Source organism: Qipengyuania sp. RANM35, assembly GCF_041021145.2.
Lineage (GTDB): Bacteria > Pseudomonadota > Alphaproteobacteria > Sphingomonadales > Sphingomonadaceae > Qipengyuania > Qipengyuania soli.
Window position 1 is genome coordinate 494,722 of the sequence record NZ_CM196433.1, and the last position, 17,310, is coordinate 512,031.

20 protein-coding genes and 1 tRNA gene are annotated in these 17,310 nt (G+C 63.7%); 3 read left to right on the forward strand and 18 right to left on the reverse strand.

Annotated elements, in window-relative coordinates:
• The first annotated feature begins 17 nt into the window (after positions 1-17).
• Positions 18-530 carry a L,D-transpeptidase family protein gene (locus RAM60_RS02410; protein ID WP_510640103.1) on the forward strand — a complete coding sequence of 171 codons (513 nt, stop codon included), beginning with the start codon at positions 18-20 and terminating at the stop codon, positions 528-530.
• On the opposite strand, the gene RAM60_RS02415 is transcribed toward RAM60_RS02410, so the two are convergent.
• Both RAM60_RS02415 and RAM60_RS02420 read right to left on the reverse strand, forming a co-directional pair.
• Positions 527-901, reverse strand: a complete 375-nt coding sequence (locus tag RAM60_RS02415; RefSeq protein ID WP_369025728.1) for a DUF6768 family protein — start codon at positions 899-901, stop codon at positions 527-529. The two genes, RAM60_RS02410 and RAM60_RS02415, sit on opposite strands and share 4 nt — an antisense overlap.
• Entirely contained in the window at positions 898-1,521 is a 624-nt protein-coding gene (locus RAM60_RS02420) for an RNA polymerase sigma factor (protein ID WP_510640105.1), read from the reverse strand. Before RAM60_RS02420 ends, RAM60_RS02415 begins: the two co-directional genes overlap by 4 nt.
• A 67-nt stretch (positions 1,522-1,588) precedes the next feature.
• Here RAM60_RS02420 and RAM60_RS02425 point away from each other — a divergent pair, with 67 nt between their 5' ends.
• The gene (locus tag RAM60_RS02425; protein WP_369025726.1) at positions 1,589-2,566 is read left to right on the forward strand and encodes a MarR family transcriptional regulator; all 978 of its coding nucleotides are present in this window, start codon (positions 1,589-1,591) and stop codon (positions 2,564-2,566) included.
• Between the two features lie 24 nt (positions 2,567-2,590).
• Here the strand turns inward: RAM60_RS02425 and RAM60_RS02430 are convergent, their stop codons facing one another.
• The 5 genes from RAM60_RS02430 to argH all read right to left on the reverse strand — a co-directional run bounded on the left by RAM60_RS02430 (position 2,591) and on the right by argH (position 6,777).
• Positions 2,591-3,061, reverse strand: coding sequence for an SAM-dependent methyltransferase (locus RAM60_RS02430; RefSeq protein WP_369025725.1), 471 nt, complete (start codon positions 3,059-3,061; stop codon positions 2,591-2,593).
• 12 nt (positions 3,062-3,073) lie between these two features.
• The gene (locus RAM60_RS02435) at positions 3,074-3,838 is read right to left on the reverse strand and encodes a precorrin-2 dehydrogenase/sirohydrochlorin ferrochelatase family protein (RefSeq protein ID WP_369025724.1); all 765 of its coding nucleotides are present in this window, start codon (positions 3,836-3,838) and stop codon (positions 3,074-3,076) included.
• Positions 3,838-5,100 carry a diaminopimelate decarboxylase gene (lysA, locus tag RAM60_RS02440; protein ID WP_369025723.1) on the reverse strand — a complete coding sequence of 421 codons (1,263 nt, stop codon included), beginning with the start codon at positions 5,098-5,100 and terminating at the stop codon, positions 3,838-3,840. The genes RAM60_RS02435 and lysA overlap by 1 nt, the downstream gene beginning before the upstream one ends.
• Positions 5,101-5,163: 63 nt before the next feature.
• Positions 5,164-5,400 (reverse strand): LPS translocon maturation chaperone LptM, encoded by a 237-nt coding sequence (gene lptM, locus RAM60_RS02445; protein ID WP_369025722.1) that lies wholly within the window; start codon positions 5,398-5,400, stop codon positions 5,164-5,166.
• The gene (argH, locus tag RAM60_RS02450; RefSeq protein ID WP_369026152.1) at positions 5,401-6,777 is read right to left on the reverse strand and encodes an argininosuccinate lyase; all 1,377 of its coding nucleotides are present in this window, start codon (positions 6,775-6,777) and stop codon (positions 5,401-5,403) included.
• Positions 6,778-6,901: 124 nt separating this feature from the next.
• Between argH and RAM60_RS02455 the strand changes: the two genes are divergently transcribed.
• Positions 6,902-7,354: a TlpA family protein disulfide reductase gene (locus tag RAM60_RS02455; protein ID WP_369025721.1), complete on the forward strand. Its 453-nt coding sequence runs from the start codon at positions 6,902-6,904 to the stop codon at positions 7,352-7,354.
• A gap of 1,067 nt (positions 7,355-8,421) precedes the next feature.
• Here RAM60_RS02455 and RAM60_RS02460 read toward each other — a convergent pair.
• From RAM60_RS02460 to ccoO, 11 genes are all read right to left on the reverse strand, one after another.
• Positions 8,422-8,497 (reverse strand) — tRNA-Val (locus RAM60_RS02460).
• A 116-nt stretch (positions 8,498-8,613) separates the two neighbouring features.
• Positions 8,614-9,498 (reverse strand): ROK family protein, encoded by an 885-nt coding sequence (locus RAM60_RS02465; RefSeq protein ID WP_369025720.1) that lies wholly within the window; start codon positions 9,496-9,498, stop codon positions 8,614-8,616.
• 168 nt (positions 9,499-9,666) lie between these two features.
• Positions 9,667-10,980 carry a radical SAM protein gene (locus tag RAM60_RS02470; protein ID WP_369025719.1) on the reverse strand — a complete coding sequence of 438 codons (1,314 nt, stop codon included), beginning with the start codon at positions 10,978-10,980 and terminating at the stop codon, positions 9,667-9,669.
• Positions 10,981-11,011: 31 nt separating this feature from the next.
• Positions 11,012-11,221, reverse strand: coding sequence for a hypothetical protein (locus RAM60_RS02475; protein ID WP_369025718.1), 210 nt, complete (start codon positions 11,219-11,221; stop codon positions 11,012-11,014).
• Positions 11,218-11,370 (reverse strand): cbb3-type cytochrome oxidase assembly protein CcoS, encoded by a 153-nt coding sequence (ccoS, locus tag RAM60_RS02480; RefSeq protein ID WP_369025717.1) that lies wholly within the window; start codon positions 11,368-11,370, stop codon positions 11,218-11,220. The genes RAM60_RS02475 and ccoS overlap by 4 nt, the downstream gene beginning before the upstream one ends.
• Positions 11,367-13,487 (reverse strand): heavy metal translocating P-type ATPase, encoded by a 2,121-nt coding sequence (locus RAM60_RS02485; RefSeq protein WP_369025716.1) that lies wholly within the window; start codon positions 13,485-13,487, stop codon positions 11,367-11,369. The genes ccoS and RAM60_RS02485 overlap by 4 nt, the downstream gene beginning before the upstream one ends.
• A complete protein-coding gene (locus RAM60_RS02490) occupies positions 13,484-13,903 on the reverse strand; it encodes a FixH family protein (protein ID WP_510640111.1) in 420 nt (139 codons plus the stop codon). The genes RAM60_RS02485 and RAM60_RS02490 overlap by 4 nt, the downstream gene beginning before the upstream one ends.
• A 26-nt stretch (positions 13,904-13,929) precedes the next feature.
• Positions 13,930-15,495 (reverse strand): cytochrome c oxidase accessory protein CcoG, encoded by a 1,566-nt coding sequence (ccoG, locus tag RAM60_RS02495; RefSeq protein WP_369025714.1) that lies wholly within the window; start codon positions 15,493-15,495, stop codon positions 13,930-13,932.
• A complete protein-coding gene (ccoP, locus tag RAM60_RS02500; RefSeq protein WP_369025713.1) occupies positions 15,482-16,393 on the reverse strand; it encodes a cytochrome-c oxidase, cbb3-type subunit III in 912 nt (303 codons plus the stop codon). Before ccoP ends, ccoG begins: the two co-directional genes overlap by 14 nt.
• On the reverse strand, positions 16,383-16,547 hold the full coding sequence (locus RAM60_RS02505; protein WP_200982843.1) for a cbb3-type cytochrome oxidase subunit 3: 165 nt from the start codon (positions 16,545-16,547) through the stop codon (positions 16,383-16,385). Before RAM60_RS02505 ends, ccoP begins: the two co-directional genes overlap by 11 nt.
• Positions 16,544-17,305: a cytochrome-c oxidase, cbb3-type subunit II gene (gene ccoO, locus RAM60_RS02510; RefSeq protein WP_369025712.1), complete on the reverse strand. Its 762-nt coding sequence runs from the start codon at positions 17,303-17,305 to the stop codon at positions 16,544-16,546. The genes RAM60_RS02505 and ccoO overlap by 4 nt, the downstream gene beginning before the upstream one ends.
• Positions 17,306-17,310: the final 5 nt, after the last annotated feature.

Genomic DNA, 17,310 nt, shown 5'->3' on the forward strand with positions numbered 1-17,310 from the left:
CGCGATAGGATGGCGGGGTGAGGCATCTCGTCGCAATCCTCCTTTGTGCAATGATCGGTTGTTCGCAGCCTTTGCCGCAGGCGCGTGCCCAGCAGGCGCAAGCCGGGGAACAGGCTGAGCTGTTGCTGGTCGACAAATCGGAGCGGACGCTGTGGGTCTATCAAGGCGGAAAGCCCATCCGCACGTACCGTTCGCTCCAGTTCGGCGATGCGCCGGTGGGTCACAAGCAGTTCCAGGGTGACGAGCGCACGCCGGAGGGACGCTACACGATCGATTACGGTAATCCGCAATCGAGCTATTACCTGTCGCTCCACATAGACTACCCCAATGCGGCGGACCGTGCCTTTGCGCAGCGGAGGGGGCGCTCGCCCGGGGGACTGATCTTCATCCACGGGCAGCCCAACGGCGTCCCGGATGGCGTTCGCATACCGGGCGACTGGACCGACGGTTGCATTGCTCTCTCGAATGCCCAGATCGCGGAGCTCTGGAGCTTGGTGCCCAACGGCACGCCGATCGAGATCAGGCCCTAGTCGCGCCCTTCTTCTAGCATCGCGACCTGAAGCTGGAGGCGCTTAACCTCGCGCAGGACGGTGAACATATTCATCCGGCTGAACAGCCAGTCCTTGAGGAAGCCGGTCGACATCACCAGCACCACCGTTCCTGTCGCCCAGAGGATCGTCTCGCGCGTGTCGGTCGCTTCGAACATCTGCCAGATGCAATAGAACATCAGGCCTGCCATCACGAAGGTCATCGCGAAGACCAGCTTGGCCCAACCACCCAGAGGGCCACCGAGGCTGTCGCCCAGCTGCGTGAAGAGGCCGCGCGAATTGTCGAGGCTGGCGAGGAACGCCTTGTCGTCCTCGTCGAGAGCTGCGTGGATGCGTTCGTCGATTGTCGTCATGTGACGTCTCCTTGGGGATTTTCGGCCAGCACCTGCTTCAGTCGGCGCCGGGCGTGGAACAGTCGGGTTTTGGCAGTGCCGAGCGGCACTTGTTGGACCTCTGCGATCTCGGCGAGAGTCAGCCCCTCGACGAAGAATAGTTGTGCCGCCAGGCGCTGGTCCGGCGGCAGGAGTGCGAATGCCTGGCGGATAGCGATGCCGTCGTCGGTCTGTGAACCCGACCCGGGTTCGGTCGTCATCTCGCCGGACGAGGATCGAACTGCCTGCCGGACACGGATGCGATCGACGCACTTCCGGTGGAGGATGCCGAAAGCCCACGGGGCGAACCGTGCCGGGTCGCGCAGCGTGTCAATTCCGCGCAGGATTGCGAGCCAGCATTCCTGCACGGCAACGCGGGCAAGTTCATCGTCGGCGAGAAGCCTTCGCGCAGTCCGAACGAGGCGGGGCTGCCATCGCGCCGCCAAACGCTCCGCCGCAGACCTGTCGCCGGCTTGGACGAGCGTCACCAGAAGCTCATCGAATAGCCTCGCAGCATCATTGGCATGGCGACCCTGACCGATCATGCAGAGATAGTCGCAGGGACCCGGCTGAAGGTTCAATCGTGTCAGCAGATTTTGCACGATTTCTTGACACGATCCGTATTTGTTCTCATCTTGTTCGCAACTTTCTGGTGAGGAGCGCGAATCAATGCAGGCCGATTTTCTGTATGATGCGGCTGAGGACGGGGCTGGTTGCCAGCTTGGAGTCACGGTCCTGGCGGATCGTGCGCATATCCGTGGCGAGTTGCGTGACGACGCCGAAGCCGCAGGCTTCCGCATCCTCCATTCTTGCTCTCTGGAGGAATACGCGCGCGGTGCGATCACTGCACTTGGTGATGTCGTCCTCATCGATTGCGCGGAGGATTCGGCCCAGTCGCTGGCAATGCTGGCGCGACTGGACATGCGCGCGGGCAAGGCGGGGGCACAGATGGTCGTGTCGACCACGATGGGTGCTCTTGATGCCGTGTTCGGCTGCTTTTCCTTTTCCGCCCCGCAGATACTGGTCGATCCATGCCGTTCGGAACGTGTGATCGCGATCGGGCGCGTGCTCGCCCATGTTCCAAACCTGCGGCTGCGCGAATTGGGCGAAGAAGACCGGCTGATGCTCCTACGCCTGACCGAACAAGTCGGCAGGATTGCGGAACGGCTTGAGAAACTGCCGGCCGGCCAGCGCGCCGGGGGAGGTGCGTTCAGGTTCGAGTCTCCCTCGCAGGGCTGGCATGCCGAAAGCGATGAGTACACGATCGCGCCCCCGCAGTCGCAGCGCCCGCGACTTCCCGAAGCATCGTTCATCCGGCGCATTATCCGTCAACGACAGGCAAGGGCACGGTTCTTCGATGCCGAGCTGTTCGCCGATCCCGCATGGGACATTTTGCTCGATCTTTCGGCTGCTCGAGCGGAACGCTGCCAGGTGTCTGTGACCTCGCTTTGCATTGCTGCAGGCGTCCCGGCCACAACCGCGTTGCGCTGGATCAGCCAGATGGTCGATGCGGGACTACTGATGAGAGTGTCCGATCCACATGACCGTCGTCGGGCCTATATCGCCCTTGCCGATGCCAGCGCCGACGCGATGGCGCGATACTTTGCGGAAGTCGGCGCGGATGGAAGCGTACCGGTCCTCGCTTAGTTCCTCGACTGGGTATCCGAGGTATCAACTGGCGTGCCAGTAATCCTGCATTAGTTCGCTTGCCCAGTCAGGTTGGCGATGCTCGCCGCGAGGCTGGAATTCCCGCATTGCCGGCTTGATATCGAGGACCGGCGTTCCATCGATGGCATCGAGCCCGGCGACTTCGAGCCGGGTGCCATGGATAGCGATTATCTGACAGGTCGTCAGTCCGATCCTGTTGGGGCGGTTCTTGCCGCGCTGCGCGAAGATGCCCACCAGTGGCCAATCACTGCGATTACGCGGATGGCGCGCGCCCTTCTCGATCTTCTCCGGAGCAACCTGGTCGAAGAGGAAGATTATTTCGGCATGGCTGAAGTCGTCCAGGCCGGCGAGGGCTTCGGGTCCGAACTGCGTGTCGTCGAGTTCGATCGTCGCGCGCTCCTTCGCCCAATCATCGTCAACTGCCATCGAGCGACCACCCCGAACATGGCCGATGGGTTTGACGATGTAGTCCATGGTGCCTCGCTTTCAGATGCGCAGGATGACGGTGAGTCCCTCTTCCGGCGGGTCGCAGGGCAGCTTGCGGCGAACCGCATCCGCCCGCGCGCGCTGCAGGATAGTGACGGGAACCCCATCGTCGTGGATGACCGTGTCGGCCATGCCGAGCAGCCGCGCTTGGCGCAGCGTCAGGTCTTCCGGGTCGTCGCTGGTCAGGGTCAGATCGACGATGCGGTTGCTCCCTGCGCTAGCGTTGCCAGCGAGCCACTCGGCGACACGCTCCGCTCCTCCCGCAGCCAGAGGGTCGAGCGCACCATTCTCACCCAAGGCCTCGTCAAGCGCCTGGCGGCGATGCGCGGCGTCGGGAAAACGGTTGCGTAGCGCCGATCTCGCCGAGTTGAGGGCATTCGCAAGCTCACCCAATGTCTGTGGCAGGAAGCGTTCCAGCCGCAGCCGCAGGTGCTTGGCAAGGCCCGCAGACGCCCCGCCGGTACTCACAGCCACCAGCACCGGATCGCGGTCGAGCACGCTCGGCAAGGTGAAGTCGCAGAGCTCCGGCCTGTCTGCGACGTTGACCAGCAGGCCGGCGCGCTTGAGGCGCAGGGCGGCCGATTTCGCCGCCTTCGGATCCTCCAGCGCGACGAATGCCAGCCTTGCGTGATGCGCTTCGGTCTCGCCGCAGGGCATGCCGCCGGCTCGTTCGACCAGCCGTGCCTTGGCCTCTGCCATGTCTCCTTCGCCCACCACCACCACGCGGCTGCCCGCGATGCGGTGGAAGAGCGGCAGTGAATGCATCAGAGCAGCCACTCCGGCACGCGCTCGGCGTCCATGATGGCGCTTGCCGCAATCCGGTCCGCGACGACGGCAAACTTGTCGCCGTCGACCAGCACCTCGGCAACGAAGCCGCGCGAGTTGTATGACGATGCCATGGTCGCGCCATAGGCGCCCGCTGTGCGGAACACGGCGAGGTCGCCTGCGCCGAGTGCGTCACACTCCCGGTCCATGGCAAAGGTGTCACCTGTCTCGCAGATCGGTCCGACGATATGCGCGGTCATGCGCTCGCCAGTGGGTTCGACAGCCTCGAAATCATGCCACGCGCCGTACATCGCTGGGCGAGCAAGATCGTTCATAGCCGCATCGACCACGACGAAGGGCGGCCCGTTACCACTCCGCTTGGAGCGGATGACGCGGGTCAGCAGGACACCGGCATTGCCGGCGATCACGCGCCCGGGCTCGAACATCAGGCGGACGTCCCAGCCCTTGGTGACGCGCGCGACCATGGCCCCGTAGTCCGCCGGCGAAGGCAGCACTTCGCCCGCTTTGTAGGGGACGCCCAAACCACCGCCGAGATCGGCGTGGGTAACGGAAAAGCCGGCGGCCCGGATTTCGCCGATCAAAGCACCGACCTTGCCGAATGCGGTCTCCAATGGTTCGAGATCGGCCAGCTGGCTCCCGATGTGCACGGCAATGCCGCGCATCTCGATGCCCTCTTCGCTTGCGAGGCGCGCATAGATCTCTGCCGCTCGGTCCAGCGGGACACCGAACTTGTTCTCACGCTTTCCGGTGGAGATCTTCTCGTGCGTACGGGCATCGACATCGGGATTGACCCTGAGTGCGCATGCAGCCGTGCGACCATGCCTCCGCGCAATTGCCGCGAGTTCGTACCCTTCTTCCTCGCTCTCGATATTGAACTGGCCGATGCCTTTCTCGAGACCCTGAAGCAGTTCGGCATGGGTCTTGCCGACGCCAGAGAAGACGATGTCCTCCGGCTTCATGCCGGCGGCTAGCGCACGGTTGAGTTCGCCCCCCGAAACGACGTCTGCACCATATCCCTCGTTCGCAAGGACCTTGAGCACGGCGAGATTGGGGTTCGACTTCACCGCAAAGGCGATGTGCGGGTTATCGAGGCCCGAAAGCGCATCACGGAAAACGCGCGCGTGGCGCTCCAGCGTGGCGCGCGAGTAGACGTAGACCGGCGTGCCAACCTCTTCCGCAATCCGCGGCAGGGGCACGTCTTCGGCATGCATGACGCCATCACGTATCTGGAAATGGTCCATGGTCAGCGCCCCTGCCCAAAGGAACGCGCCACGTCGAGCAAGGCTTGCTTGACGGGCAAGTAGTTACTCGGGCGGCAGGTCGAAGGGGTCGTCCTGGCGTTCCTCGGACCGCGTGCGCAGCTCGACACTGCGGTCGGGCGCAGCCTGCGGATCGACAGCCAGCAGATCGGCCGAACTGGGTTGGACCTCGGTCCCGTAGGGTGCCGGCGGCAGTGATGCACCCTTGGCAGGGGTAAGGTCGGCCTTCTGGCCACAGGCGGCCAGCACGCAGGCAAGAGCGAGGAGAGCCAGCTTCTTCATTCAGTCGTCCATTCCCAGAGCCGTGCGGGCTTCAGCCACACGCGCTTCTACCTGAGCGGGTGCGGTCCCGCCATATGAGGATCGCGATGCGACCGAAGCATCGACCGAGAGTGCCTTGTACACTCGTTCGTCGATCCGCGCGTCGATTGCCTTCAGCACATCGAGGGGCAATTGGTCGAGCGCCACGCCATCGGCCTCGGCGCGTTTCACTGCTGCCCCGGTGATGTGATGCGCCTCGCGGAAAGGAATATCCGCCTCGCGTACCAGCCAGTCGGCCAGATCGGTCGCAGTCGCGTATCCGAGTTCGGCGGCGTGCCGCATGCGCGACGTCACGAAAGTCGTGTCGGCCACCATGCCGGTCATCGCGGCAATGCTGAGTGCGAGCAGGCCGGCTGCCTCGAAGACCGGCGGCTTGTCGTCCTGCATATCCTTTGAATAAGCGAGGGGAAGTCCCTTCATCGTGATCATCAGTGCGGTTGCGCAGCCGATGACGCGCCCCGCGTGGCCGCGCACCAGCTCGGCGGCGTCGGGGTTTTTCTTCTGCGGCATGATCGAGCTGCCGGTCGACAGCGTGTCGGGCAGTTTGACGAAGCCGAAGGGCTGGCTGGCCCAGATGATGAACTCCTCCGCCAGACGGCTGAGATGCAGCGCGCAGGCGCTTGCCGCCATCAGGTAATCCAGCGCGAAATCGCGGTCGGACACGGCGTCGAGACTGTTGCGCGTGGGCCTGTCGAAGCCAAGCGCTGCGGCCGTAGCATCGCGGTCGATGGGAAAGCCGGTTCCGGCCAGCGCCGCGCTTCCCAGCGGGCTCTCGTTCATGCGCCGCCGCGCATCGGCGAAGCGGCTGCGGTCGCGCGCAATCATCTCGTAATAGGCCATCAGGTGGTGGCCCAGGGTCACGGGCTGCGCGGTCTGCAAATGGGTGAAACCGGGCATGATGCTGTCGGCGTGCTCTCCAGCGCGCATTACGAGCGCGCGCTGCAAGGCCTCCAGCCCGGCATCGGCCTGGTCCATTGCGTCGCGCACCCACAGGCGGAAATCGGTGGCGACCTGGTCGTTGCGACTGCGCGCCGTGTGGAGACGTCCTGCCACCGGGCCGATAAGTTCGGCAAGCCGGCTCTCGGTCGTCATATGGATGTCTTCAAGGTCCCAATTCTCGGGTACCCCGTCGCGCTCATACTCTGCGGCGACTGTGTCCAGACCGGCGGAAATGGTTGTCGCGTCCTCGGCACTGACGATGCCTTGTGCGCCGAGCATTGCCACATGCGCCTTGGATGCAACGATATCCTGACGCCAGAGCGCCTTGTCGAAGGGGATCGAGGCGTTGATTTCGCGCATGATCGCGCTAGGTCCCTCGGCGAACCTGCCGCCCCACATGGCATTGGAGCCCGAATTGTCCCGCTTGTCGCTCACGCTTGCTGTCGTCCTTGGCCTGTCGGTTGCCGCCTGCGATAGGGACGCACCGGACAAGGCGCAAGAAAGCAGCGCTAAACCCGCGCCAATGGGCGAGATCGACCGTAGCCAGGCGGGAACGCTTATGCCGACCGCAACCGTGCGGAATCTCGAAGGGCGCGAGCTCAACCTCGGAGCACTCCAGGGCACACCCGTGCTTGTAAACCTATGGGCGACCTGGTGCGCGCCTTGCGTCAAGGAACTCCCGCTGATCGATGCACTGGCATCCGAGTACGACGATCGCTTGCACGTCATCACGGTGAGCCAGGACGCCAAGGGAGCAGAAGTGGTTGGGCCGTTCTTTGCGAAGGGTGGGTATCGCTACCTTGAATCCTGGATGGATGCGGAAGCGAACCTGGGCTTTGCGCTTGGCGGCGGATCGCTGCCCATGACCGTGCTCTACGACGCCGCGGGCCGGGAAGTTTGGCGCGTGACCGGCGATTTCGACTGGTCGAGCGAGGAGGCGAGGGCGGCGATTGAGCAGGAACTGCGGGCCGACTGATCCATCGACGGGGCATGATCCCGGAAACCCGATTGATCGGACCGGCACGGGCACGTAGCTATTGTTCATGGGCGACCTGCGGCTTGGCTTCACTCGCAAATTGCTGACGACCTTGGTCGTTCTGCTTGCGCTGGCATGGGCAGGGGCCACTGGCGCTCCGATCGAAAAGACAGGCAAAGTCGATGTCCCGGTAACGGACCTCGAACTCTATCAGCAGATTTCGAAGAGCGTCCGTTCCGGCGAGGGTTATTATGAGGCTGCCATCAGGCACCAGAGGCAGGCAGAGTTCCCATTGCAGCCGGCAAGCACTGTCCGCATCCCGACGCTTGCTTATCTGACAACCTTGGTTCCGCCGCACTACGTGACGGTTTTACTCCTCGTCGCGAATATCCTTGCCTGGGTGGGACGAATGCCCGGAACCCCGGCCGAACGAGCGGTGGCGGGGGTTCTGCTGGCGGTCGGAGGCTTTTTGGCCTTCGATCAGAGCATGGCTTACCTGCATGACCTTTGGGCAGGCCTGCTCCTGTCGCTGGCACTTGTCTCCTATTCCGAAGAAAGATGGTGGCCTACTTGGCTCTTTGCGGCCTTGGCACTCGCAATCCGCGAGCATGCCATCGTTTTTGCCGCTCTTTTCGGAGCCTTGTCGCTCTACCGGCAACGTTGGCCCGAAACGATTGCCTGGATGGTTCTGGGAGCAGTCTTCCTTGCTGGAACGACTGCCCACTATCTCGCCGTTGCCCAATTGGTCACGGATACCGACAAGGCGTCCGATGGATGGCTGTGGTTGCTCGGACCCAAGGCTTTCTTGAACGACATTCTCGCCCTGACCCTGCTGCGCCTCTTGCCCAACTGGCTTTCCGGGCCACTCGCAATCCTGCCGTTCCTAGGCTGGGCGATCCTGAACGACAAGCGCCCGCTGATCGTATTTACGACCTTCGCCATCCTGTTTTGCTTCGTCGGGCGCGAAGACAATTTCTATTGGGGCTTCCTGGTGCTGCCAGCCTACCTCGCGGGCCTTGCTCTGGTTCCACGAGCTATCATTCAGTTCTGGAAGGGAAAACCGCAAATGGTGGGCGCTGACGGGCTCGAACCGCCGACCCTCTCGGTGTAAACGAGATGCTCTACCAACTGAGCTAAGCGCCCCACTTCGTGGAGAGGCGCGGATTTAGCCGGGATTGGCGTTGCGTCAAGCCAAAGACGGAGCGGCGAGGGCAACAAAATGCTCTGAGGCCGCGGACAAGCCGGGACGGTCTCGAACTTTACCGACCCTTGTCCGCCTCCATTGCCAGGCAAAGCGCTCCGATAATTCCGGCGTCATCGCCAAGCGACGGTTTGACTACTCTGTGAATGGCGGCGGCGGGAAGGTAGCCGCGATCCAACTCCCTTTCCTTGGCCCGGACGCGGTCGAGCAGTCCTGGCGCGTTCATGACGCCCCCTCCCAACACGATGACCTCTGCCGAAGACATCGCGAAGATCGTGTGACACAGGTGAGCGAGATAGTGCGCTATGACCGCGTGTGCCTCGTGATCGTCGGGCAACTCGGAGAGTGATTTCCCCCAGCGCCTGAGAATGGCCGGTCCCGAAGCGAGGCCCTCGAGGCAGTCGCCATGGGTGGGACAAACGCCTTCAAATGCCGCGTCGCTTTCGTGCCGGCGCGGGAAGATGTGGCCCATCTCGGGGTGTGCTGCGCCATGGACCGCTTTGCCATCGATAACGAGGCCCCCACCGATCCCCGTGCCGACGGTCACATAGGCAAGCGAATTGGCGTCTTCGCCGGCACCGAACCGGCTCTCTGCCAGCGCCGCTCCATTGACGTCGGTGTCGAACCCGATCGGAACGCCGAATTCACGGCCGAAGAAGCCTGCAAGGTCGCAATCCGCCCAGCCGGGCTTGGGGGTGTTGGTGATCCTGCCCCACCGTCCGTCTTTCGGATCGACTACCGCGGGACCGAAAGTCGCAATCCCGATTGCCGATAGTCTGCCCTGGTTGTGGAACCACGCCGCAGCTTCCGAAAGTGTTTCGGCAGGCGTTCGGGTCGCTATCGTGTGTCTTGCGGTCAGATTGGTCGGCGAGGTGCCCGTACCCAGGACGAACTTCGTGCCACCGGCCTCGATCGCGCCATAGAGGGGCAAATTGCTGCTCATGCGCTGAAGGCATTCCGCGAGCGCTCAGTGCGCCGCCACTCAACATGACCAGTAGTTCGCAAGTCTGAGCTCCGGCGACAATCGGGTGCTCTGGTCTCCCAGAACAAACGGTACCTTCCTCCATGCCAAACGATGCGCGCGTATTCCAGTCCGTTCGCGGGGCGGTTCCTAGACTGCGGTGCTGAACCTGCCCGGCGTTTCGCCGCGATACCGGTCGAAATTAGCAGCGATTGTTCGAGCATAGGGGAGTCCGTCTGCCAGAATGGTCAGGCAGTCATCGTCGATGGATGCGAGGCCGCGCTCCATAAATGGCGCCAGCCTCTCTCTGGCCGCAGGAAGGTGGCTCGCGTCCAGTCTTGCGCGACCGTGGCACAGGAGCTGCTCGATGATCGCGCCGCGACGCTGGTCATCCGTGGTCCGCAATATTCCGCGATTGGCCGCCAGCTGGCCTTGCGATGCGATCATGCGGTAGCGACCGCCGTTCTTTTCGCTTTGTGCGAGCATCTGCGGGAAGCTGCTGATCGCCGATGCGCCCAAGCCGATGAGCACATCGCTCGGGTCGTCGGTGAATCCCTGGAAGTTGCGACGCAATTTGCCGGACATTGCCGCGTGCGCCAGCGGATCGCTGCCCGGCCTTGCGAAATGATCGAAGCCAACCGGTGCGTACCCGTGGGTAACGAGGTAGGAAAAGCCGAAGGCTGCCATGTCGAAGCGTTCCCTCTGGCCGGGAAGCTTGGTCGCATCGATCGCCTTCTGGCGCGGCACGATGTGCGGCACATGGGCATAACCGAAGAGTGCTATCCGGTCGGCACTGAGCACGCGTGTGCGGTGCAAGGTGTCTTCGAGATCGTGCATGTCCTGCCCTGGCAGGCCGTACATGAGGTCGAAGTTGAGCGACGTCACACCCGCCTCGCGCAGCCAGTCGACGGTGCGCAGGATCGTGTCCTCCGATTGTTCCCGGCCGATCGCGGTCTGGCAATGCGGGGCGAAGGTCTGCACACCGAGACTTGCGCGAGTGACGCCTGCCGCCCCGAGTGCGGCAGCCCAGTCGCGGCTCATGGTTCTCGGGTCGAGTTCCACCGAAATGACCGGGTCGGAAAGGTCGAAATGATCGGCGAGGCGGTCGGTGAGAATAGCGAATTCGCCGGGTGAAATAGCGTTCGGACTGCCGCCCCCGAAAGCTACGCGGCCAACCCGTACGCCCCGTGGAAGCAACGAAGCCACGGTTTCAATCTCCGTGTGCAGGGCCGCGAGGTAGGATTCGAGGCGCTGGCGACGATTGGCGCGTCCGGTGTTGCAGCCGCAGTAGAAGCATATCTGTTCGCAGAACGGGATATGCAAATAGAGCGATACCTCGCCTGTCGCTCCTTCGAGGGCTGCGCGATAGTCGGCGGTTGCGATTTCGCCAAAGTCGGCGGCGGTGGGATAGCTCGTATAGCGCGGGACGGGCGTAGCGAGCAGGTCTGGATGATAGGGCCACATGCGGCCATCTGCGCCGCATCCCCGGCACCAGTCATTGCGACAGATCAAACTTCCTGCGGTTGCAGCCTGCGTGACAAGCCTTTTCGGCGCATGGGGGCGCCGGTTCCGGCTTTTGCTGCTTCACGGGAATCTCGATCTGCCCGCCGATGCATAAGGCGGCGGTAATCGACCGCTGAGCAGGCGGGAGCGGACCGACCATCATCGGCAGCAACGATGCGAGGCCGAGCACGACCGCGTTCATTGCTGGTCCTCGGGATCATCGATCAGGATGCGTTGCGCCGCGCCATCAAGATCCTCGAACTGGGAATCGCGCATGGCCCAGAAGAAGGCTGCCAGTCCCAGAGCGCCCATGCCGAGCGCGATAGGGATCAGGAAGGCGAGACCGTTCATCGTCCCTCCTTTGCCAAGCGGAGGGAGTTTCCGACGACCACGAGCGAACTCAGCGACATGGCGATGGCGGCGATCAGCGGCGTGACCATGCCCAACAGGGCGAGCGGAACGGCGAGGATATTGTAGCCGATAGCGAAACCGAAATTCTGCCGCACGATGCTCATTGTCCGCCGCGCCACACGCACGGCATGGGCGACAGGCATGAGCCCGCGGCCCAGGAACACGGCGTCGGCGGCCTGCTGGCTGACATCGCTCGCTGTGCCGGGCGCGATGGAAGCATGGGCTGCGGCGAGGGCAGGGCCGTCATTGATCCCGTCGCCGACCATCAACGGGTGAAGACCACGGGATCGCAGTTCCTCCAGCAAGGCGAGCTTGCCCTCGGGGCGTATTTCACCCTGACCGGCAATGCCGAGCCTCGCGGCGAGCGCGTCGACCGCGGAAGCTCGGTCGCCGGAAATCACGCGGCTCTCGACACCCATCAGCGAGAGCTGGGCGAGTGCCTCCCTCGCGTCGGGGCGGAGCTGGTCGGTGAATGCAATGGTCGTTGACGCCCCGTCGATCTGGAGCGCAGTCGAGGGACCCTCGGTAGCGACGAACGAGCGCGCAAGTGCGACTTTTCTTCCGCTGATCCGACCGGTGACCCCTGAACCGCTCTCTTCGACGACCGACTCGATCTCCGCTGGGACAACCCCTTCCGCCGCGAGGGCACGGGACAGGCCCAGGCTCAGCGGGTGGCGACTTGCCTGCGCGAGGCCCAGGGCTATCGCTTTCTGTTCGTCGCTCAGCGCGGCAATGTCGGGCACAGGCTCGCCGAGGGTCAATGTGCCGGTCTTGTCGAACAGTGCCGTATCGACCTCGGCCAGCCGCTCCAGCGCGCTCCCGTCCTTGACCAGCAGGCCCTTCTTGGCGAGCGCGCCCGACGCGACGACCTGCGCGGCAGGCACTGCGAGGCCCATGGCGCAGGGACAGGTGATGATGAGCACCGCGATCGCAACCGTCAGCGAGAAGTGCCAGCCCGCGCCCGCCACCATCCAGCCGATGAATGCGAGCAGCGCGAGCGAATGGACGGCGGGGGCATACAGCCGCGAGGCGCGGTCGGCGATGCGGACGTACTGGCTGCGCGACTGGCCCGCCTCGTCCATCAGGCGGGCGATCTCGGCAAGAACCGTGTCGGAAGCGACTGCGGTAATGCGGACCTCTACCGGATTGCCGAGATTGATGGCACCAGCGTGCACTTCGTCTCCCGTCGCGGCGGGCTGCGGCGCGCTTTCGCCGGTCAGCATGGCATTGTCGATCGCCGTATCGCCCTTCTCGATGATACCGTCGGCTGCGAGAGCCTCGCCGACTGCGACCTGCATCAGCATCCCGGGTTCGAGGTCGTCGGCGTCGAGGACCCTCGTCGAACCGTCCGCGCCGAGAATGTGCGCGCGCTTGCCCATGCGTGAGAGCAGGGCGCCGATCCCTGCCCGCGTGCGGTTGCGCATCGATGCATCGAGCGCACGTCCCGCAAGGAGGAAGAACAGCAGCATGACCGCGCCGTCGAAATAGGCGTCTTCACCACCGATCACGGTCTCGTAAAGGCTGAGCCCGGATGCGAGGATCACACCGATGGAAATCGGGACATCCATGTTGGTGCGGCGATGACGCAATGCCATGAGCGCGCTCGAGAAGAAGGGGCGCCCGGAATAGGCTATCACGGGCAGCGCGATCAGCGCCGAAAGCCAGTGGAAGAGCTCGCGCGTCACTCCGCCCGCACCCGACCAGACACTGACCGAGAGCAGCATGATGTTCATCATCCCGAAGCCGGCAACTGCTAGTGCGCGCAGGAGCGACTTCGCTTCCGCGTCGTCCGTGGCCAGGGGATTTGCGGCAACCGGCTGGGCCTCGTAACCCAGGTCTTCCAGCGCGTCGATGAGAGCATCTTCGCTCAAGGAATCGACGTGTCGCACGGCAACGCGCTTGGCCGAGAAGTTGACGCGAACGGTATCCACCCCTTCGACCTTGGCCAACCCACGTTCGATTGTGGCAATGCAGCCGGCACAGCGGATGCCAGGCACGGTGAAGCGCGTGTCGACCAGGTGCGGCGCTGTGCCGTCTATGGTCGCATGGACACTCACGAGATGTGGGCCTCCCGCGCCCAGATCTTGCCGGAGTTGTGGAGCGTCAGGCGTACGGTCCAGCGACCGGAGGGAACCGGCTTGTTCGAACGGAATTCGTTGGGGCCTGATCGCTCGAGTTCAACAGTCCGGGCATCCGGAGTGCCCAATGGGCGCCGGATTTCGGCGGAAGCGGTTGCGTATTGCGGGACGTCGGCCGTGCTCACGACCAAGTGCCCGTCGTCATCGCGAGCAATCTCGGCGCTGTAGCCGAGCTTGTCCTGTTCGCGCGATTGCTCCAGCCAGCCGTTGTATTTCTGACTGGCGACATAGGAGTTTTCGACCACCACGCCGCCGAACCCTTCAGTGGCCAGCGCTGCCATGGTGAAGTTCACGGCAAAGACGACACCGAAACCTGCCACCAAGATCGCGGTCATGTGCCGCCCGGTGAATTCCTTGCGCATCATTCTTCTCCCGGCGCATCGAAGCGCGTGGTGACGGTGTCAATTTCGTCCTTCTCGTCGAGAGAGCGCAAGCGGAAGCTGAACTCCTGCGACGAGGCTCCGGTCGGTACTGCGACGTAGGCACGGACCGAGCGGACCTGGTCGGCCGCGACGGTCACGGTCTGGGTTTCCGCCGCTTGGTCGCGGCCAACGGTGTCGGTCCACATCACGGCGCCGGGTAGACCGACAACGGCAATCTCCATGCGGCGCGGGCGGCTTTCCATGTTGCGAAGTTTGAGCGTGTAGGAATTGCGCACCGAGCCGTCGCTCATCAGCATGAACGGCGGATTGCGGTCGGGAGCCACGGTCAGGTCGGTGTGGCTGCGCACGCCAAGTGCGAAGAGAAGCGCAAGTCCAATACCTGCCCAGATGCCGAAGTAGACAATCGTGCGTGGGCGGAGCAGCGCTTTCCATGCGGGGCGCGGCTCGCCACCTGCCGCCTCGCGCTCGCAATCCTCCAGCGTGGCGTAATCGATCAGGCCACGAGGGCGACCAATGTCCTTCATCACGCGGTCGCAGGCGTCGATGCACAGGGCGCAGGTGATGCACCCGATCTGCGGTCCTTCGCGAATGTCGATCCCCGTCGGACAGACCTGCACACACTGGGTGCAATCGATGCAGTCGCCGAACTGGTCCGGGTTCTTTGCTGCCTTCTTCACGCTACCGCGCGGTTCCCCGCGCCAGTCCTTGTAGGTGACGATGAGCGACTTTTCATCGAGCATGGCGGTCTGGATTCGTGGCCAGGGGCACATGTAGATGCAGACCTGTTCGCGCATGAACCCGCCGAGCGTGACCGTGGTCAAGGTGAGCACGGCGACTGTGATGTAGGCGACCGGCGCCGCCTCTCCGCGCCAGAAGTCGTGCACCAGTGTCGGCGCATCGGCAAAATACATGATCCATGCGCCGCCGGTCCAGAAGCCAATGACGAGATAGATCGACCACTTGAAGGCGCGGCGCAGCACCTTGCCCCAGGTCCACGGCGCGGCGTCGAGGCGCATGCGGGCGTTGCGATCGCCATCGACGAAGCGGTCGACGTGCTGGAAGACGTCGGTCCACACGGTCTGCGGACAGGCATAACCGCACCACGCACGTCCGACGGCGCTCGTCACGAGGAAAAGGCCGATGCCTGCCATGATCAGCAGGCCCGCGACGAAGTAGAATTCGTGCGGCCAAATCTCGATGCCGAACATGTAGAAGCGGCGGTTGGCAAGATCGACCAGTACCGCCTGGTCCGGCGAGTAGGGTCCGCGGTCCCAGCGGATCCACGGCGTGCCATAGTAGATCGCGAGAGTGACGAGCATCACGAACCACTTGAACCGCCGGAAGGGCCCGTCGATGCGCTTGTTGTGCACGAAAGCGCGCTTCTCGTAGAGCTTCTCGGGCAGCGTCGTGCGCGGCGGTTCATGCGGTTCGTGTCGGCGGGTCGCCGCCTCGGCATCGGCGACCGCGCTCGACACGGGCTCGTTGGATTTGGTCACGCCGTCGTCGACGACGGCCGACCAGTCACGGCCTTCAGGGTTGCTCATCGACCTTCACCTCGGGATCGGCTGCGACCTCCGCGAAGTCTTCGCCTCCCCCGAGCGAGTGGACATATGCGGCGAGCATCTTGATCGTCACCGGATCGAGACGGCCCTGCCAGTGCGGCATCACGCCCATGCGCGGCTGCAGGATCTGCTGCTTCAGCGCCTCGCGGCTGCTTCCGCGCAGCCAGATCGCATCGTTGAGACGCGGTGCGCCGAGCGAGCGGTTTCCTTCGCCGCCGGCGCCATGGCAGGCGGCGCAATTGTCCGCGAACAGCGACGCACCTGCGGTATTGGGCTTCTCCTTGCCGCTCAGCGACAGGACGTGGCTGACCAATGCATCGAGCTGCTGCGAATTGAACGCCCCCGCAAACGGCGGCATCGCGCTCGTCCGCGTACCTTCGTCACCCGGCTGGCGGATGCCGTGAGTCAGCGTGTATTCGATCGTCTTGAGGTCACCGCCCCATAGCCAGTCATCGTCGTTGAGATTGGGGTAGCCCAATTCATGGCTGCCTGCTGCCCCGGAGCCGTGGCATTGTACGCAGTTGACCTTGAATGCGGCAGCACCACCGGCGACGGCCTTCTGGAGCAGTTCGCTGTTGTCGGACAGGCGCTCGATCGGAACCTGCGCCAGCTGCTCGCGCACCGATGCGCGCGCCTGGTCGGCAACGCTCATTTCCTCGGCCAACTGGCCGCGGCTTGACCAACCCAGATAGCCCGTCGTGGCCCGATCGATCATCGGCCAGGCGGGGAAGGCAATCACATAGCCGATGGCAAACACGATCGTCAGGTAGAAGGTCCACAGCCACCACCGCGGCAGCGGGGTGTTGAGTTCCTCGATGCCGTCCCATTCGTGGCCGACGGTTTCGGTGCCTGTAGGCTGGTCGACGCGCTTATTCACCATCGTCTTGTCCCTCGAAAATCATGGTCGCGGCGGTGCGGTTCTTGTCCTTCGAACCGGGGCGGAAAGGCCATGCGCAGAGCGTCAAGAAGATGAAGAACATGATCGCGAGGCCAATGCCGTCGGCAAAGTGGCGCAAGGTATCGTAAGTGCTCACCGGCCCTTCTCCTTGGCGAGTTCCTCCATCGGGGCGGCACTGTCGACATCGACCAGCGTGCCGAGCATCTGGAGGTACGCGATGAGCGCATCCATCTCGGTCAGGCGGGTCGGGTTACCGTCGAAATCGCGGACCTGCGCCTTGGGATAGCGCGTGGCGAGATCGCCGGCATCGGCTTCCGGATTGGCTTGGGCGAGCATGTCGTCCTTGGCCTTGGCGATATCGTCCTTGCTGTAGGGAACACCCACGCGGCTGAGCGCCGTCAGCGTGGCCTTGGGATCGCCGATCTGAAGCTCATTCTCCGCGAGGAAGCCGTATTGCGGCATCACGCTTTCAGGGACGACGCTCTGCGGGTTGGTCAGGTGCTGGACGTGCCACTCGTCGGAATAGCGACCGCCCACGCGGGCAAGATCGGGGCCGGTGCGCTTCGATCCCCACTGGAAGGGGTGGTCGTACATGCTCTCCGCCGCGAGACTGTAGTGGCCATAGCGTTCGACCTCGTCACGGAACGGACGGATCATCTGGCTGTGGCAGGTATAGCAGCCTTCGCGGATGTAGATGTCGCGTCCGGCCTGCTCCAGCGGAGTGTAGGGGCGCATGCCTTCGACCTTCTCGATCGTGTTATCGATCCAGAACAGCGGGGCGATCTCGACGATGCCGCCGATGGCCACGGTCGCGAAGGTGGCGACGGCGAGCAGGGTAATGTTCTTCTCGAGCCGCTTGTGCCCGGCGAAAGGTTCCTTGGGTGTATCGCTCATTGCTG

Coding starts and splice junctions, on each gene's coding strand:
- RAM60_RS02415 (WP_369025728.1), bottom strand. CDS start 901: ATGACGACAATCGACGAACGCATCCACGCAGCTCTCGACGAGGACGAC.
- RAM60_RS02425 (WP_369025726.1), top strand. CDS start 1,589: ATGCAGGCCGATTTTCTGTATGATGCGGCTGAGGACGGGGCTGGTTGC.
- RAM60_RS02430 (WP_369025725.1), bottom strand. CDS start 3,061: ATGGACTACATCGTCAAACCCATCGGCCATGTTCGGGGTGGTCGCTCG.
- RAM60_RS02435 (WP_369025724.1), bottom strand. CDS start 3,838: ATGCATTCACTGCCGCTCTTCCACCGCATCGCGGGCAGCCGCGTGGTG.
- lysA (WP_369025723.1), bottom strand. CDS start 5,100: ATGGACCATTTCCAGATACGTGATGGCGTCATGCATGCCGAAGACGTG.
- lptM (WP_369025722.1), bottom strand. CDS start 5,400: ATGAAGAAGCTGGCTCTCCTCGCTCTTGCCTGCGTGCTGGCCGCCTGT.
- argH (WP_369026152.1), bottom strand. CDS start 6,777: ATGTGGGGCGGCAGGTTCGCCGAGGGACCTAGCGCGATCATGCGCGAA.
- RAM60_RS02455 (WP_369025721.1), top strand. CDS start 6,902: ATGGGCGAGATCGACCGTAGCCAGGCGGGAACGCTTATGCCGACCGCA.
- RAM60_RS02465 (WP_369025720.1), bottom strand. CDS start 9,498: ATGAGCAGCAATTTGCCCCTCTATGGCGCGATCGAGGCCGGTGGCACG.
- RAM60_RS02470 (WP_369025719.1), bottom strand. CDS start 10,980: ATGTGGCCCTATCATCCAGACCTGCTCGCTACGCCCGTCCCGCGCTAT.
- RAM60_RS02475 (WP_369025718.1), bottom strand. CDS start 11,221: ATGAACGCGGTCGTGCTCGGCCTCGCATCGTTGCTGCCGATGATGGTC.
- ccoS (WP_369025717.1), bottom strand. CDS start 11,370: ATGAACGGTCTCGCCTTCCTGATCCCTATCGCGCTCGGCATGGGCGCT.
- RAM60_RS02490 (WP_510640111.1), bottom strand. CDS start 13,903: ATGACCGCGATCTTGGTGGCAGGTTTCGGTGTCGTCTTTGCCGTGAAC.
- ccoG (WP_369025714.1), bottom strand. CDS start 15,495: ATGAGCAACCCTGAAGGCCGTGACTGGTCGGCCGTCGTCGACGACGGC.
- ccoP (WP_369025713.1), bottom strand. CDS start 16,393: ATGGTGAATAAGCGCGTCGACCAGCCTACAGGCACCGAAACCGTCGGC.
- ccoO (WP_369025712.1), bottom strand. CDS start 17,305: ATGAGCGATACACCCAAGGAACCTTTCGCCGGGCACAAGCGGCTCGAG.